The organism is Deltaproteobacteria bacterium (assembly GCA_029860075.1).
Classification (GTDB): Bacteria; Desulfobacterota; JADFVX01; order JADFVX01; family JADFVX01; genus JAOUBX01.
Window position 1 is genome coordinate 16,152 of the sequence record JAOUBX010000051.1, and the last position, 16,218, is coordinate 32,369.

16 protein-coding genes and 2 tRNA genes are annotated in these 16,218 nt (G+C 43.5%); 12 read left to right on the forward strand and 6 right to left on the reverse strand.

Annotated features, from left to right (window positions below; genetic code table 11):
* Positions 1-91 precede the first annotated feature (91 nt).
* The 5 genes from rph (at position 92) to OEV42_14405 (ending at position 3,484) form a co-directional block, all read left to right on the forward strand.
* Complete coding sequence (gene rph, locus OEV42_14385) at positions 92-808, forward strand: ribonuclease PH (protein MDH3975463.1); 717 nt, start codon at positions 92-94, stop codon at positions 806-808.
* 103 nt (positions 809-911) lie between these two features.
* Positions 912-1,514 carry an XTP/dITP diphosphatase gene (locus OEV42_14390; protein MDH3975464.1) on the forward strand — a complete coding sequence of 201 codons (603 nt, stop codon included), beginning with the start codon at positions 912-914 and terminating at the stop codon, positions 1,512-1,514.
* A 71-nt stretch (positions 1,515-1,585) separates the two neighbouring features.
* Positions 1,586-1,662, forward strand: a tRNA-Pro gene (locus tag OEV42_14395).
* Positions 1,663-1,693: 31 nt separating this feature from the next.
* Positions 1,694-1,770 (forward strand) — tRNA-Arg (locus OEV42_14400).
* A gap of 493 nt (positions 1,771-2,263) precedes the next feature.
* Entirely contained in the window at positions 2,264-3,484 is a 1,221-nt protein-coding gene (locus tag OEV42_14405; GenBank protein ID MDH3975465.1) for an SGNH/GDSL hydrolase family protein, read from the forward strand.
* Between the two features lie 25 nt (positions 3,485-3,509).
* On the opposite strand, the gene OEV42_14410 is transcribed toward OEV42_14405, so the two are convergent.
* Genes OEV42_14410 through OEV42_14435 form a run of 6 tightly spaced genes read right to left on the reverse strand, consistent with a single transcriptional unit; the run spans position 3,510 to position 9,353 of the window.
* The gene (locus tag OEV42_14410; protein MDH3975466.1) at positions 3,510-4,508 is read right to left on the reverse strand and encodes an ABC transporter ATP-binding protein; all 999 of its coding nucleotides are present in this window, start codon (positions 4,506-4,508) and stop codon (positions 3,510-3,512) included.
* Positions 4,505-5,536 (reverse strand): ABC transporter permease, encoded by a 1,032-nt coding sequence (locus tag OEV42_14415; GenBank protein ID MDH3975467.1) that lies wholly within the window; start codon positions 5,534-5,536, stop codon positions 4,505-4,507. Before OEV42_14415 ends, OEV42_14410 begins: the two co-directional genes overlap by 4 nt.
* Positions 5,537-5,575: 39 nt before the next feature.
* A complete protein-coding gene (locus OEV42_14420; protein MDH3975468.1) occupies positions 5,576-5,938 on the reverse strand; it encodes a GxxExxY protein in 363 nt (120 codons plus the stop codon).
* Positions 5,939-5,984: 46 nt separating this feature from the next.
* A complete protein-coding gene (locus OEV42_14425; protein ID MDH3975469.1) occupies positions 5,985-6,953 on the reverse strand; it encodes an ABC transporter permease in 969 nt (322 codons plus the stop codon).
* Positions 6,950-8,665, reverse strand: a complete 1,716-nt coding sequence (locus OEV42_14430) for an ABC transporter substrate-binding protein (GenBank protein ID MDH3975470.1) — start codon at positions 8,663-8,665, stop codon at positions 6,950-6,952. The genes OEV42_14425 and OEV42_14430 overlap by 4 nt, the downstream gene beginning before the upstream one ends.
* Positions 8,666-8,678: 13 nt before the next feature.
* A complete protein-coding gene (locus OEV42_14435) occupies positions 8,679-9,353 on the reverse strand; it encodes a hypothetical protein (protein MDH3975471.1) in 675 nt (224 codons plus the stop codon).
* 244 nt (positions 9,354-9,597) lie between these two features.
* Between OEV42_14435 and rsxA the strand changes: the two genes are divergently transcribed.
* The 7 genes from rsxA to OEV42_14470 form a co-directional block, all read left to right on the forward strand.
* Positions 9,598-10,176 carry an electron transport complex subunit RsxA gene (gene rsxA, locus OEV42_14440; protein ID MDH3975472.1) on the forward strand — a complete coding sequence of 193 codons (579 nt, stop codon included), beginning with the start codon at positions 9,598-9,600 and terminating at the stop codon, positions 10,174-10,176.
* 93 nt (positions 10,177-10,269) lie between these two features.
* Positions 10,270-11,346, forward strand: a complete 1,077-nt coding sequence (locus OEV42_14445; GenBank protein ID MDH3975473.1) for an RnfABCDGE type electron transport complex subunit B — start codon at positions 10,270-10,272, stop codon at positions 11,344-11,346.
* Positions 11,336-12,664: an electron transport complex subunit RsxC gene (gene rsxC, locus OEV42_14450; GenBank protein MDH3975474.1), complete on the forward strand. Its 1,329-nt coding sequence runs from the start codon at positions 11,336-11,338 to the stop codon at positions 12,662-12,664. The genes OEV42_14445 and rsxC overlap by 11 nt, the downstream gene beginning before the upstream one ends.
* Position 12,665: 1 nt before the next feature.
* Positions 12,666-13,664, forward strand: a complete 999-nt coding sequence (locus OEV42_14455) for an RnfABCDGE type electron transport complex subunit D (protein MDH3975475.1) — start codon at positions 12,666-12,668, stop codon at positions 13,662-13,664.
* Positions 13,661-14,251, forward strand: coding sequence for an RnfABCDGE type electron transport complex subunit G (locus tag OEV42_14460; GenBank protein ID MDH3975476.1), 591 nt, complete (start codon positions 13,661-13,663; stop codon positions 14,249-14,251). The genes OEV42_14455 and OEV42_14460 overlap by 4 nt, the downstream gene beginning before the upstream one ends.
* Positions 14,252-14,264: 13 nt before the next feature.
* Positions 14,265-14,858, forward strand: coding sequence for an electron transport complex subunit E (locus OEV42_14465; protein MDH3975477.1), 594 nt, complete (start codon positions 14,265-14,267; stop codon positions 14,856-14,858).
* A 150-nt stretch (positions 14,859-15,008) separates the two neighbouring features.
* Positions 15,009-16,218, forward strand: a 1,210-nt coding sequence (locus OEV42_14470; GenBank protein MDH3975478.1) for a CNNM domain-containing protein, incomplete at its 3' end; no start/stop codon positions are given.

The window sequence follows — 16,218 nt, forward strand, 5'->3', positions numbered from 1 at the left end:
CTGCGAAACCCTGTGATTAATCCGGCTTAGGGTTTGACTTTAGGGGACGTATTGTTTAATATGCCACAAAATTTTTAGTGAGGTTTGTTTCATGAGATCAGATGGCAGGAAAAGAGATGAGATGAGGGATGTTAAGATAACCAGGGGTTATCTCAAGCACCCTGAAGGGTCCGTCCTTATTGAAGTGGGAGATACAAAAGTTATTTGTACGGCAACGGTAGATGAAGGGGTTCCTCCCTTTTTAAGGAACAAAGGTGTAGGCTGGGTAACGGCTGAGTATTCCATGTTGCCCCGTTCGACTCATTCCAGGAGCCAGCGCGAAGCTTCAAGGGGCAAGGTAGGCGGCAGAACCCATGAAATACAGCGGCTCATCGGCAGGGCATTAAGGTCTGTTACCGACATGGAGAAGCTTGGTGAAAGGACGGTGTGGATCGATTGTGATGTCATACAGGCTGATGGGGGAACGAGGACGGCTTCTATTACCGGTTCTTACGTTGCTTTATATGAAGCTTTCCGTAAACTGAAGAACGAAGGCCTCATTGACGCTGTTCCCCTTACCGATTCGCTGGCGGCAATCAGCGTCGGTGTTGTTCATGGTGAAGCCTGCCTTGATCTCAATTATGAAGAAGATTCTTCTGCCGAAGTGGATATGAACTTTGTTATGACCGGTTCCGGCAAATATGTAGAAGTCCAGGGGACTGCCGAAGAGGCGCCTTTTGGCAGGGAAGAGATGGACATGATGACCGATTTGGCGGCACAGGGGATTAAAGCGTTAACGGAAATACAGAAGAAGGTTCTTGAAGGCTGATATAGTTTTGCTTTGATAAAAACTTAAAAATTTGTCATTTTGCGGGCATGTGAGACAAGGATTTCTCTCTTGGGTCGAAAAAAACAATAAAACAAGAAACTAAATGGATATTATTCTCGCTACGAAAAATAAAGGAAAGGTAAGGGAACTTGAGAGGCTCCTTGCTGATCTTGATATTAATATTCTTCCCATGACCGATTTTCCTGAGGTGGGGCATATTGAGGAATCGGGTGAAACCTTTGAGGAAAATGCTCTCATCAAGGCGAGAGAGGTGGCGAAGATTACGGGGCATATCGCCATGGCTGATGATTCGGGACTTGCCGTTGACGCTCTTGACGGAAGACCGGGTGTCTACTCGGCCAGGTATGCAGGCCTTGGCGCCGGAGATGAGGCGAACAACAGGAAACTGATTGAAGACTTAAAAGGAGTGTCCGGTGATAAGCGGAGCGCTGCATTTATCTGTTGCATGGCTGTTGCCGGGCCGTCGGGAAAGAGCATGACGGCACATGGAAAGTGTGAAGGCCTTATCAGGGATGTTCCTTCCGGGAATGGTGGTTTCGGTTATGATCCACTTTTTTACGTTGAAGATTACCGTTGCACCATGGCTGAGCTTTCACCGGATGTGAAAAACCAAATAAGCCACAGGGGGAGGGCCGTTGCTGAACTGAAAAAACGGCTCCCTGCCTTTCTTGATTCTCTCACATAATATCATCTTTCAGATCAATAATCTGTTGAAAAAAAAACGACTTTGTGTTATCTTCCTTCTCTTGATTATGTCGGGGCGTAGCGCAGCCTGGTAGCGCACCTGCCTTGGGAGCAGGGGGCCGGAGGTTCAAATCCTCTCGCCCCGACCATTTCTTTATCATTTCTGATTTATACCAATAAGCGCCTGTAGCTCAACTGGATAGAGCAATTGCCTTCTAAGCAATAGGTTTGGGGTTCGAGTCCCTGCGGGCGCGCCAACATTCTTTAATTAACAGGGGCTTGTGAATTTTTTGCAAGCCCCTGTTTTTTTTACAAAAAAAATGAGACCCTGCTATAGAGTGTAATATTTAAACCCGGAAAGGGCTCTTGGATTCAGTGTTGTCCGGTTAGAAATTTGCATCAGCTATTTCTGCCTGGAATGACGCAAAAGAATTGTCATTTTGACTCGGAGAACTCTGATCGGAGAACTCTGTCCGGAGGTCTCTGAGAGGCACAGGGAGAAATCCTTGTCTCGAATGAAGTGAGAGATCTAAAGGATTTCCCCTTTCACCCAAGGGCGCTTGTCACTTTGTTCGAGCCCATTCGAAATGACAGGTCAGTGCAATTTCCTAACGGGACATGCTGCTTTGGATCACGATTTCCGGCTCAAAAATATTCCCCTTAATGATAGGGGTGGTTAAATGTAAAAAAATCAATTAATATGGATTTTAAGCTGTTTATAGCTATAACCTTTATCAAATTAATAAATAAATGAAACAAAAAATTTTCTGGTTAATACTTCTGCTTTTGACTTATGTTTCTATTGAAGCGCTTGCCTTTCTCTCCCTCTCTCTATTAAAAAAAACAAGAAATATCGATTACGAGCCTTTAAATATTACTTCTTTGTCAGACGGCCAGGGGGCGTTAGTAAAAAAACATATTGATAACAGTACAGTTTCTGTCGAGTTTAGTCCTCTTCTGGGCTGGCAAATGAAAAGAAATTTTCACTCGGAAAAAATCAATATTAATTCCCGTGGGATCCGGTCCTTTAAAGCGTATGATGATAATCCTCCAGAAGGAGTCCTGAGAATTTCTACGTTTGGAGATTCCTTTACCTTTGGTGATGAAATCAGCGACAGAGATACATGGCAGTGGCAGTTGGAAAAAATTAATCCACGCCTTGAGGTCTTAAACTTTGGAATGGGGGCCTATGGTCTTGATCAGGCCTTTCTTCGATATATGAATGAAGGGGTAAGGTTTAAATCGCATATAATCTTTGTCGGTTTTATTGGTGAAAATATTGCCCGCAGTGTTAGCGTTTTCAGGCCCTTTTATATGCCTTTAACCAATGCTCCTCTTACAAAGCCGCGATTTATTCTTAAAAATTCTGAACTGGAACTGCTTGAAAATCCCTTTCAGCAAGTTGAGGAATTGAGGAGCCTGCTGGAGTCTCCCGAAGAAGTTCTTCCCAGGTTGGGAACTAATGATTTTTTTTATCAGACCAAATATAAAAAGGGAACCTTTGATTTTCTCCCTTCTCTTCGACTGTTGAAGATTATTGACTATGAATTTTTGCAGGAAAAGTTTGTTACCAATGGTTATTACAACGAAAGCTCTGAAGCTTTTAAGGTGATGAGCAAGATTCTGTCAAAATTCAATGATAAAGCTCTGGCTAATCATTCACTTCCCGTTTTTTTAATTTTTCCCAATAGATATGATCTTGTTCGCTTTACCAGAGAGAAGACAAAAATTTATGAACCCATGATTGATTATTTTAATGCAAATGACTATTTATACGTCGACCTCATGGATGCTTTTTTACGATATGGTAAAGGGAAATATATGGATGATTTTTTCCAGCCCGCCGGTCATTATTCACCACTGGCAAACCGTCTTGTTTCAAAGTATCTTGATTTGTATTTAAGCAAAGAAAGACTTTACAGCGCCGAAAAGGTCGAACTGAAGATTAATGAACCGGGAAGGAGGCATTGAGAATCAGGCATGCTCATATCCTCTTTTAAAAGAGGCCTTCCCTTTTTACCCTGTCACTGTGCCAGCAGCGGCTAAAGTGAGAATTTCCTCTGTCCTCCATTTCAGGTGCCTTTTCAAGGCAGGTCTCTGTCCTGATTGGACACCTGTCGTAAAAGTTACATCCCTTTTTGATTGCCGCAAGGTCGGGCACGTTTCCCGGGATGGTTCTTAATCTTTCCCCCTTTTTTTCACCTCCGGGAATGGCGTTTAAAAGCCCGACAGTGTAAGGGTGTGCAGGTTTGTTGAAAATTTCTTCGATACCACCGTATTCAACCATCCTCCCGCCATACATGACGCCCACACGATCGGCCATTTCAGCGACGATTCCGAAGTCATGGGTAATGAGAAGAAGGGACATATCCATTTTTTTCTTCAGTTCCCTGATAAGTTCAAGTATCTGGGCCTGTATGGTGACGTCTAGGGCCGTTGTCGGTTCATCGGCAATGAGAAGGCCCGGCTGGCAGGCAAGGGCCATGGCAATCATCACTCTTTGCCGCATGCCTCCGCTCATTTCATGGGGATAGTTGCTCATTCTTTTTTCCGGATCGGGAATACCTACGAGGCCCAGCATATGGATACATTTTTGAACGGCTTCCCCTTTTTTGAGTCCCTGGTGGAGTTTGACTGCTTCCATGATCTGGTTACCTACCGTAAAAAGGGGATTTAAAGAGGTCATGGGCTCCTGAAAGATCATGGAGATTTCATTGCCCCTTATTTTTCGCATCTCTTTTTTTGAAAGACTGAGAAGATTATTTCCCTTATAGAGAATTTCACCTTTTTCAATCTTTCCGGGCGGTTCCTGTATGAGTCTCAGAATAGATAGGGAAGTAACGCTTTTTCCGCAGCCCGACTCACCGACCAGAGCCAGCGTTTCACCATGGTCTATGTGAAAGCTTATGTCATCGACGGCAGTGACCGGTCTACGCTCTGTTTTGAATGTTGTCTTTACACCCTTCACTTCAAGGAGGGCGGCTTTTTGAGTCATGCCTCTCCTCCGTTTCTCGGTGAGAGTGTATCTCTCATGTAGTCGCCAAGAAAGTTATAGGCCATGATGGTTGTAAATATGAAAAGGCCCGGAATGAGTATCCATGGATAATTGATTAGGTTCTGCACGTTCTGGGCCGAGGCAAGGAGATTGCCCCATGAAGCGTCGGGCTCCTGGATGCCTAGACCCAGCAGTGACAGGGCACTTTCACCGAGAATAAAGCCGGGTATGCTCAGTGTTGCCGATATAACGGCGTAGTTGAAGGTAGATGGGATGATATGCTTTAACAGTATTCTTCCATGCCCTGCGCCAAGTGCTCTGGCGGCTGTTACATAATCCATTTCTCTTTCCGACATAACCATTCCCCTGATGACTCTGGCAAAGCCTGCCCAGCCTATAAAGCTCATAATGACGACAATGAGGAGAAATGTCGTTCCCGATGAAATATTAGTAGGAATGATGACGGCCAGGGCAAGGAGGAGGAAAAAGGAAGGAACCGACATGAAGACCTCTGCAATACGCATGATGACGTTGTCCGTCAAACCTCCGAAGTAGCCTGAAATACTGCCGATGATGATTCCTATGCTATAGCTGATGAGCACACCCAGTATGCCTACGGTGAGACTGATCCTTCCTCCCTGAAGAATCCTTGAAAAGAGGTCTCTTCCCAGAGCGTCACTGCCGAATATAAAGATCCTCTCCTCCTTATCTTTAAGGCCAAAGAGTCTTCCTTCGGGTGTAATAATGTCGACAAATACTTTCCGACTCCTGTCCTCTTCATACTTTCTTTTGTAGACATCGACCATCTTTACAGGATGGATGTAGAAGAAGCCTTCATCCCACTGGGATATACTGTTTAAATGTATTGAGATAGGGGGCGCATTGGGGTACTTCCTGCTCTGTTCCTTATAATCGTAAGGCGATATAAAGGGAGCGAAAATAGCCGAAAGATAGAGAAGCACGAGGAGAACGAGGCTTATTCCCGCTGTCCATGTTAGGTTTTGGAAAAATTTTGTGTATAAATTCATATTGTTTTTTACAGGGATAGACAGGATAAACAGGATGAATTACCCATGAAGTCTCCTGTACTCAAGTTTCGGATTGCCAAAGTTTAATAGAAGTCCCACATGAATACTTGTAGCTTTAAGATAATTAATAAGTTGGGCCTGATGTTCAGGTGCTAACTTTTTAACGGCCTTTAGCTCGACGATTATTACATCCTCTATCAGTAAGTCGGCAAAAAAGTCACCTACAGATATGCCACGAAACATTACCTTAAGAGGAACTTGTGATTCTGCTTTTAATCCTTTCTCCTTTAATGACAGCGTTAAAGCTTTTTCATATACAGATTCCAGAAAGCCGGAACCTAGTTCATTAGAGACTTCGAATGCTGCTTCGAGAATTTTCTCAGTTAATTCTTTATGTATCATTATGCCCTTTTATCCTGTTCATCCTGTATATCCCTGTAAAAATTCACTACTCCATTTTGATCCTTGGATCGACGAGGGTAAGGGTAATGTCTGCAATAAGATTTCCAATGATCAGTAAAAGAGCGCCGATAAGAAGCGAACCCATGATGAGGTAAATATCCTGTCCCATGACGGCTTGCAGCATCATCGTGCCCAGCCCCTGAAGGTTGAGAACTGCTTCTACAAGGGCTGCGCCGCCGAGCAGACTTCCCAATTCATATCCTGCAAGGGTAATAAATGGATTGAGGGCATTTCTAAGCACATGCTTGAATATAATGACGCCTTCTCCAAGACCCTTTGCCCTGGCCGTTCTTACATAGTCTGAGTTTTTAATTTCAAGGATATTGCCTCTCATGAGACGCATGAGGCCCGCCATGCCCGATGTGCCCAGTACTATAACAGGAAGGATAAGGTGATAAAGCCTGTCGGTAAACTTTCCCCAGAGCGTCAATGAATCGTAGTCATAGGAAAAGCTTCCCCCTACGGGAAACCATCCTGTTTTCAGGGCGAAATAGAGAAGCAGGAAGGCAAGAAAGAAGTTTGGAATTGCCATGCCGAAGAAGGCGATTAAAGAGAGAAAGCGGTCGAGAAAGGAGTTTTGCCAGTAGGCAACGGCTATTCCGATGGGAATGGCAAGGCTCCAGGCGAAGATGATACTTGCTGCAGAGAGTATGATTGTGTTGAATGCACGGCTCATAATGAGGCTTAGCACATCTACGCGGTAGGCAATGGAATCACCGAAATTAAGGTGCACTATCTGCCAGAGCCATTTCACATATTGTATATAAACAGGTTTGTCGAGGCCGAATTCCTGTTCGAGTCGATTGATGGTCTCTTCCGAGATCTGGGGATTCATCTTGAGGGTGGAGAGGTAGTCGCCGGGAGCAAGGGATATGATAATAAAAGAGAGAAAGGTGATTCCCAAAAGGAGGGGAACCATGTGAAGGAGTCTCTTAAGAACAAAGCTCCCCATCATTCCTTGATTTTTATCCTTTCAGACTTGTAGAGTCCCCAGACGGTGGGATCGTAGTTCAAAAGTTTGTTTTTGTAAGCCGAGTATACTTCCTGTCTCACCATCTGGATCATGGGGAGTTCCTCATGATAGATTTCCTGCAAACGGTAATATATTTTTTTGCGCTTTTCCGTGTCCATTTCAGATGCGCCTGCTTCAATGAGCCTGTCTATTTCTGCTTCCCAGGCTGATGCAGGCTTCTTCTGCTTTGGATGCCACATGTGCAGGTGACCGCTTGAACGATGCAGACTGGCGCCGTTATGGGGTTCGATTCCTGCCGTAAAACCGATGAGGATGGCATCCCACTGGTAGGTATTGTCCAGCTTTTCCACAAGCAGGTTAAATTCGAGGGGGCGATAATTGACCTTGATGCCCAGCTTTTGCCAGTCTTCCTGCAATATGGAACAGATTTGTTCTCTCAGGTGGTTTCCGGCATTGGTATTGAGATCAAACTCAATGATGTTACTGTCACTGTCTCTCAACAATCCATCTTCTCCCTTTTTGTATCCACCTTCACTTAGCACTTGGAGGGCTTTTTCGAGATCATATTTATAATCTTTCAGGTCAGGATTATGGAAAAGCTTGTTTTCTTCCGAAATTTCGGCGACAGAAGCTTTTCCCCTGCCAAACATCGTATTGGCAATGATTGTCTCCTTATCTACGGCATGAGCGAGGCCTCTTAAAAAATGTTTGTCCCTAAACCATTTGTATCTGGGGTTTGCCTCATTGTTTTTCAGGAAATATTCGGGATTCCGGTTAAAGGTAACAAAGAGTGTACCCGTATTAAGTCCCCTTTTTTTAACGGTAATATCGAGTTTTTTTGCATCTTTTTTGAGTGTCTCCACCTCTTCCGGCCTTGGACCATGTGTGTCTGTCTGCCCTGCCGTGAATTTTACGTAAAGCGTATTCTGGTCGGGAACAATGAGAAGATTTTGCTCCTCAAGATAGGGGAGTTGTTTCCCGCCCTCGTCTTTCATCCAGTAGTTGGGATTACGCTTATATTTGACATACTGGGCCGGAACATATTTGGTCATTATGTAAGGGCCCGTACCGATGAGTTTTTCCGGTGGTGTATCGATACCCCAGTTATCTGCAAAGTGTCCCTCTTCTAACGCTTTTCCCAGGATATGTTCCGGCATGATATCTGCTGCTCCAATGGAGTTTAAAAAAGGAGCGAAGGGCTTGGGAAGTATGAAACGTACTGTCATTTCATCCACTTTTTCAAGGGTAAAGGGTTTGCCCTCAATTGATAGTATGTCCCTTGTGGAGGTGGGGACTTTGGGGTCGTAAATGGCTTTAAAGGTAAAGATGATATCATCGGCAGTAAAGGGTTCACCGTCGTGCCATTTGACTCCCTTCCTCAAATGAAAGGTCCATCTCTTGCCCCCCTCACTGAATTCCCATGACTCGGCCAGCATCGGTTCATGTTCAAGTGTTTTGGGATTGAGAGAAACAAGCCCTTCGAAAAGGGGACTTACTACATCGGAACTGCTGGTTTCTTTACTTATGAGGATATTAAAGGTTTTAGGATCGCTGATGGTTGCCGTGACGAGATTCTGTTTAACCTTGGCTTTAACTTGCAGTTTCTCTTCTTTTTGTGAAGTACAAGAAAAAAGAAGAGAGAGAAGGGGGATCAAGAGGAGTATGGCCGGGGTTCGAAAGGATAATTTTAACATGATATTAGACTTTTTAATCTTTAAGCTGTTCGATTTCTTTAATATATTCGTCTCTTGTAATGAGACCTTTTTTGACAAGTACCCGCACCAGTGCAAGAAGTTCGGGGTTTTTTGCGACACTCTTCGCCTTTTTCTGAATCGCCTTCTTTTCCTTCATCGTTACTTCGTGAATGATTTCGGGGCTGGCTTCTTCGGCGGTAGTGATTTTTTCAGACAGTGGTTCTATTTCTACCCAGTCCCTGTTGTTGTAATACTTGTCGATGGATTTTCCAATTTGAGAATCTGTGGCAATAACCGGTCTGATGGTCATTCCTGTAAGAAATGATACTTCATCGAGTGCAAGCATGTTGGTCGGTTCCGACATGGCGAGAAAGAGAATCTTCCTGCTGCCGTCATCCCTGGTTTCAATAGGAATGATATGATATTTTTTTGCAACTTCCATCGTGATGAGAGAATAGGCGCTTGGTGTAAACCTGATTTTTGCAAGATCGGCACAGGGAAGCTTAAGCTGGTTGCTTAAGAATTTTATAAGTGTAATTTCACTGATGTAACCCAGTTTTACCAGATTGGCTCCAAACCTGCCGCCCCACTGCTTCTGTCTTCCAATTGCCGACTGAAGCTGCATCTGATCTATGAGCCCTTTTTCAACGAGCATTTCACCGAGTCTTTTTTTAAGTTTTATGGCCATTAATTTCCTCCACCTCAGGTTATGGTAGTTTTCTTATAAAAGAGCTTAACTAGTTATTAATACACTCTATTATCATCTTATGTCAATAAAGTATACACTTTATGTTAATAAACTATACTCTGGAATGTGAATAAAGACTAATTATCAATTCGTTATAGTGATTTCGCTTGACATATTTCTCTCTTTGTCTTATCCTCATGTGCTTAAAAATAAGGGAAGGGAGTAAGAAAACGTGGGTGATGTTATTACACAGTTAAGCCTGCTTCTTGTAAGCGCTGTATTTGTAAACAACTTTGTTCTTGCAAGGTTTCTGGGCGTTTGTCCCTTTCTTGGTGTCTCAAAGAAGGTAGAGACGGCCGTCGGCATGAGTATGGCAACCATGTTTGTTATGACGCTTGCCTCTGTCTCTACGTGGGTAGTTCAAAAGTTTATCCTAGTTCCCTTTCAGATCGAATATCTCCAGACCATTGCCTTTATTTTGATCATCGCCTCTCTGGTTCAGTTCGTTGAAATGGTTGTTCAGAAGACGAGCCCTGTGCTCTATCAGGCTCTCGGAATCTTTCTTCCTCTTATAACGACAAACTGCGCTGTTTTAGGTGTTGCAATTCTTAATATCCAGAAAGATTATTCGTTTTTGTCGACAACAATCCACGGGTTTGGCGCCGCTTTGGGATTTGCCCTTGCTCTTGTTATTTTTGCCGGCTTAAGAGAGCGGACTGAACTTGCTGATGTCCCCAAATCTTTCCAGGGAGTGGCAATTACACTGATTACCTCCGGATTGCTCTCTCTTGCCTTTATGGGCTTTTCCGGTCTCGTAAAATGATTCATTTCATGTTGATCCGAAGCTTGTAGCCTGTTCTTTATCGATGATGTTTGTAGGGAAAAGATTATTGTGAAACAAATTGGTGATAAATAAATGATTGAAGCAATACTCAGTTTAAGTGGTCTTGGGCTTATTGCCGGTATTGGTCTTGGAATAGCCTCCAAGGTTTTTCATGTTTACGTCGACCCCAAGGTGGAAGCTGTTGAAGGGGCACTTCTCGGTACAAATTGTGGTGCCTGTGGTTTCCCGGGGTGCAGCGGTCTTGCCAATGCTATTATTGCCGGTGAAGCTGCAATTACAGACTGCCTGCCCGGTGGTGAGGATGTCGTTAATGATCTTTGCAGGATTATGGGCGTTGAGGCGACTGCTGCGGAAAAAGAAGTTGCCATTGTTTTGTGTAAAGCCGGTGACAGGGAAGCAAAAACTAAATTTGATTATATGGGTGTCAAGGATTGCTGGGCAGCCATGCAGGTAGGCGGAGGCTTTAAAAGCTGTAGTTATGGTTGTCTGGGGTTGGGCTCCTGTTATAAGGCCTGTGAGTATGATGCTATTGAGATAACGGAAGATCGTCTCGCCATTATTATTCCTGAAAAGTGTACGGGCTGTACTATGTGCGTTCCGGCCTGTCCTGTCAATATTATTAAAATGGTGCCGGCAAGTCAGAAAGTTCATGTTCTATGTAGTAGTTTCGATAAAGGTCCTGCTACAAAGAAAGTCTGTAGTGTCGGTTGCATAGGCTGTACTCTCTGTACAAAGAAAACGTCAAATATGAGCATGGAGAATAATCTCGCCATTGTTGATTATTCTGTTCTTGATAATACACATGATCCCGTTGACATCTGTCCTACAGGAACGATTTCTGACTTTGAACAGGCCCATCCTTTAAAGCGCTTCAAACCGGAAAAAAAGAAAAAGGCAAAGAAAGCTAAACCGGCAGCAAAGGTGAAAAAAGAAGGTGTAACTGCGAAGCCTGATTCTGATAAAAAAGTAGTACCTAAACCAACTGAAGGGCAAGAAACTCCTAAGTCAAAGGTAGAAAAAGAAAAGAGTGGAAACGAAGCAGAGAAGCCTGCTAAAGATAACAAAGAGGCTGTAAAGCCTGAAGGATCGGAAAAGGTGGAAGGATCGGTTTCTGAGAAAAAAGAGGAAGGTACCAAGGATGTCAGCTAGAGGGTTTGCTGGAGGTGTTCATCCTCCCGATTCAAAAGAGTTGACAAGGGATAAGTCTATTGAACTTTTGTCGCTTCCTGAAAGGGTAGTTATCCCTTTGCATCAGCATATAGGAGCTCCTTCCGTTGCTCTTGTTGAAGTAGGTGCTCATGTTAAGAAGGGGCAGGTCATTGCCTCGGCCAGAGGTTATGTTTCTTCTCCTATACATGCAAGTATTTCAGGTGAAGTGAAGGCGATTAAAGAGTTCCCTCATCCATCGGGCAAAGATATGATGGCCATAGAGATTGTTTCTGATGGAAAGGATGAATGGGCTGAAGACCTGGAAGAAGAGCAGGATGTGACTAAACTCTCTGCTCAAGATATTAGGGGAAAAGTTTTGTCTGCCGGTATTGTAGGATTGGGAGGTGCTGCTTTCCCGACGCATGTCAAGCTGGCGCCGCCGGATGGCAAGAAGATTGAGGCAGTCATCCTCAACGGCGCCGAATGTGAGCCCTACTTGACTGCCGATCACCGACTGATGGTTGAAGATGCCGATTCTATTATTGAAGGTCTGAAGCTTCTTATGAAAGTCCTCGGTGTAAATAAAGGTTACATCGGAATCGAGGATAATAAACCGGAAGCTGTTACGGCAATGATGACTGCCGCATCAGGAACTGATATAGAAGTTATGAGCCTTCATGTTAAGTATCCTCAAGGAGCGGAAAAGCAGCTTATTAAAGCAGTTATTGGAAAAGAAGTTCCACCTGGCGGACTTCCAATGGATGTTGGTGTTGTTGTGCAGAATGTGGGAACAGCTGCTGCCGTTTATGATGCTGTCAGGTATGGAAGGCCGCTTATTGAAAGAATAACAACCGTTACCGGACTTGGAGTTAAAGAACCAAAGAACTTTAAAGTCAGGATAGGTACTTTGTCAGGTGAACTTATTGACGCAGCCGGCGGTTTTACCGAAAATATCGGCAAGATCATTATGGGTGGGCCTATGATGGGTGGCGGAGTATATACGACGGATGTTCCCGTTGTTAAAGGGACTTCGGGTATTTTAGTTATGAAGATGGATGAGATTCGTAACAGGGAATCCCATCCATGCATTCGCTGTGGTCGTTGTGCCGCCGTTTGTCCCATGTACCTTGAACCCGGTGCTATGGGGATTTTTTCTGAGCGTGAGATGCTTGAAGAGGTTGAAGATTATTTTGTTATGGATTGTATCGAATGCGGCTGTTGCTCTTATACCTGCCCTTCTGACAGGCCCCTGGTGCAACTTTTCCGCTTTGCAAAAGCAGGAATTATAAAAAAGAGACAGAAAGAGGGGGATAATTAGTATGGAAAACAAGCTCATACTTTCATCGTCACCGCACGTACATTGTGGTGAATCGATTGCAGCGACCATGCATACCGTCATCCTCACACTGTTGCCGGCATCACTCGTTGGTGTTTACTACTTTGGTTTACCTGCCTTAGGCGTTTTAGTTCTGGCCATCGTTAGCTGCATGGCGGTAGAGGCTGCGGCTCAAAAGGCTTTGAATAAAAAAGTCACTATCTATGATGGGAGTGCTGCACTTACAGGCATTCTTCTGGCAATGAATCTTCCTCCCAGTGCTCCCTGGTGGCTGGTGGTACTAGGTTCTGTAATTGCCATCGGAATGGGTAAACATGTCTATGGAGGGTTGGGTTATAATCCCTTCAATCCTGCGCTAGTGGCGAGAGTTGTTCTTCTTATCTCTTTTCCTGTCCAGATGACGACATGGACAAAACCGCAGCCCATAACATCCGGTGTAGATGCTGTTACCGAAGCGACGCCCCTTGGTCTCATTAAGGAAGGGATTATGAAGGATGGTAATATTGATATTATCAATAATGTTTCCTCAGGCGCCTTCTTTCTTGGTAATGGCAGTGGAAGTCTCGGTGAAGTTTCAGCTATTGCTCTTTTGCTTGGTGCTGCCTGGCTTCTTTACAAAGGTTACATTACCTGGCATATTCCTGTTTCCTTTATCGGTACTTCGGCTGTCTTTGCAGGTATCTTCTGGCTAATTGATCCGACAAGGTATGCCGATCCACTATTTCATATCGTTACTGGTGGTATGATTTTGGGTGCCTTTTTTATGGCAACCGACTATGTGACTTCTCCCATGACCGGAAAGGGCATGCTTATCTTCGGGGCAGGTTGCGGACTGATTACGATGATCATCAGGCTTTGGGGTGGTTATCCTGAAGGTGTTTCTTTTGCCATTCTCCTCATGAACTCTGTAACGCCTTTAATAGACAAATATACTATTCCAAAGCGATTTGGTAGTAGAACTGCTCAAGAGGTAGCCCGATGAATAAAGACGTCATAAAGTTGGCTATAGCTCTAACGATTGTAACAGGTATTGCTGCTGCAACGCTCTCCTTTGTCTATGATTCGACTAAAGACGCTATTGCAGAATCAAAAAGACAAGAAAAATTAAAGGCCATCAAAGCGGTTCTCCCAGGTTATGATAATGAACCCGATAAAGATATTATTGAACTCGTTTCCGGTAAGGATAAAAAAGGAAATGATGTTAAAAGAGTATTCTATCGCGGTAAAAAAGGTGAGGAGATTACGGGGATTGCATTTACTTCTTCCAATATGCTTGGCTATAGTGGTTTTATAGATGTAATGGTAGGAATTGATCCAAATGGTACCGTGTCGGCTATCGAGGTGATAAGTCACGCAGAAACACCTGGTCTTGGTGATAAAATTGCTTTTTCTCCCTGGAAGGATCAATATAAAGGAAAAAATCTTACTAACACTAAATGGCTTGTTACCAAAGATGGCGGTGATTTTACAATTCTGACAGGTGCGACAATTTCACCAAGAGCGGTTACGAAGGCCGTTAAGGATGGTCTTGATTTTTATGCAGCCCATAAAGATGAAATTCTTAAGTAGTTGAGGCAATAGTATGAGTGAGTATGGAAAAATAATGAAGAAGGGGCTCTGGACGGAGAACCCTGTATTCAAACAACTTCTCGGAATGTGCCCTCTTCTCGCTGTAACAACCTCAGCGGAAAATGGCTTAGGTATGGGCCTGGCATCTACCTTTGTTCTCGTCTGTGCCAATATTGTTGTTTCTGTATTCAGGGAATATATACCTGCAAAGGTAAGAATCCCCTGTTTTATCGTTATTATTGCCTCTTTTGTTACTATTACAGATCTGGTTATGGCCGGTTTTATGTTTGATCTTCATAAAAAGCTTGGACTTTTTATTCCCCTTATTGTTGCCAACTGTATGATTCTGGGGCGTGCTGAAGGTTTTGCTTCAAAGCACAGTATTGATAAGTCAATTGTCGATGGTGTTGCTGTTGGTCTTGGTTTCACCCTTGCTCTTGTAATCCTGGGCGGTGTGAGAGAGCTTTTTGGAAACGGAACCGTTTTTAGCGTTAATATATTTGGTGACGGCTACCTCCCACTCATTGTTATGGTCTTGCCTCCCGGAGCCTTTATTGCTCTTGGATTTATCATCGCCTTTTTTAATAAACTTGAAAAGCGAGCGTAAATTAGCTAGCCTTCTAAAGTATGGACCCCGACCCCAATTTTTTTCACAAAAATACCTTTCAAATTAGTGAAATAGCATTTTTCCTGATTCAGCGTACGAGTATGCCTGTAATGGGAGAACTGTATATTTTTAAATCAAATAAAAGGAATAATGGATAGTACGGTTATTATTATTCATATTATTCTGCTCGTTTTGTTAATTGTTCTTTCAGGTTTTTTTTCCGGTTCTGAAACGGCACTAATGGCCCTTAATAAACTGAAGCTGAAGCACCAGGCAAAAGAAGGCAAAAAAGGGGCCTTAGTACTGGAAAAAATACTTCAACGACCGGAAAACCTCCTCGGTACCATTTTACTCGGAAATAATCTTGTTAATGTTGCTGCATCCGCGCTGGCTACTTCCCTTGCCATAAATCTGTGGGGAGAGGAGCTGGGAATACTTTATGCCACCATAATCATGACACTCGCTCTGCTGATTTTTGCAGAAGTTACTCCAAAAACCTTTTCTGCTTATCATTCTGAAGGCACATCCTATTTTATTGCAAGACCAATGAAGTTTGTAATGCTTGTGCTAAAACCTTTTGTACGCGTTGTTAATATTTTTACTAATGCCATTTTAAAAAGCATTGGCGTAAAAAAGAAGGCAGGAGAAGTATTTACCGAAGAGGAACTTAAAACGATGATCCTTATCGGTGAAGAATCAGGCATAATAGGGACGAAGAGGAAAGAAATGCTTCATGGTATCCTGGAATTGAGGGATATGAGTGTAAAAGAGGTTATGGTTCCCAGGATGGAAATATTTGCCATTAATATTGAGGAATCATCTTCTCATATTAAAGAAAAAATTCTTTCTTCCCCTTATTCGAGAATTCCTGTTTTCCGGGGGGATATTGAGAAGGTTGAAGGTATTGTTCTTGTAAAGGATTATTTGAAGGTGGTTGCATCCGGTCATGAACCGCAACTGGAAAACATAATGTCTCCACCCTATTTTATACCGGAGACGAAAAAGATACAGGAGCAGCTTACCGACTTTCAAAGAAAAAGTGTTCATCTTGCCTTGATCATCGATGAGTTTGGCGGTATCGAGGGTCTTGTCTCTATGGAAGATCTTCTTGAGGAAATTGTCGGTGAAATATGGGATGAAACAGATATGAAGATAAGCAATATCGTTCGACACAGAGATGGTTCCATTACGGTAGATGGCAAGTTTTCAATCAGGGACCTTAATAAAAGCCTACAGGTAGATATCCCGGAAGAGGATTTTAATACAGTTGCCGGACTCTTGCTTCATAGTATGGGAAGGATCCCTTCAAAAGGTGACAGTGTTGAATTTATGAATCTCGAGTTTATTGCCAACTCTGTAG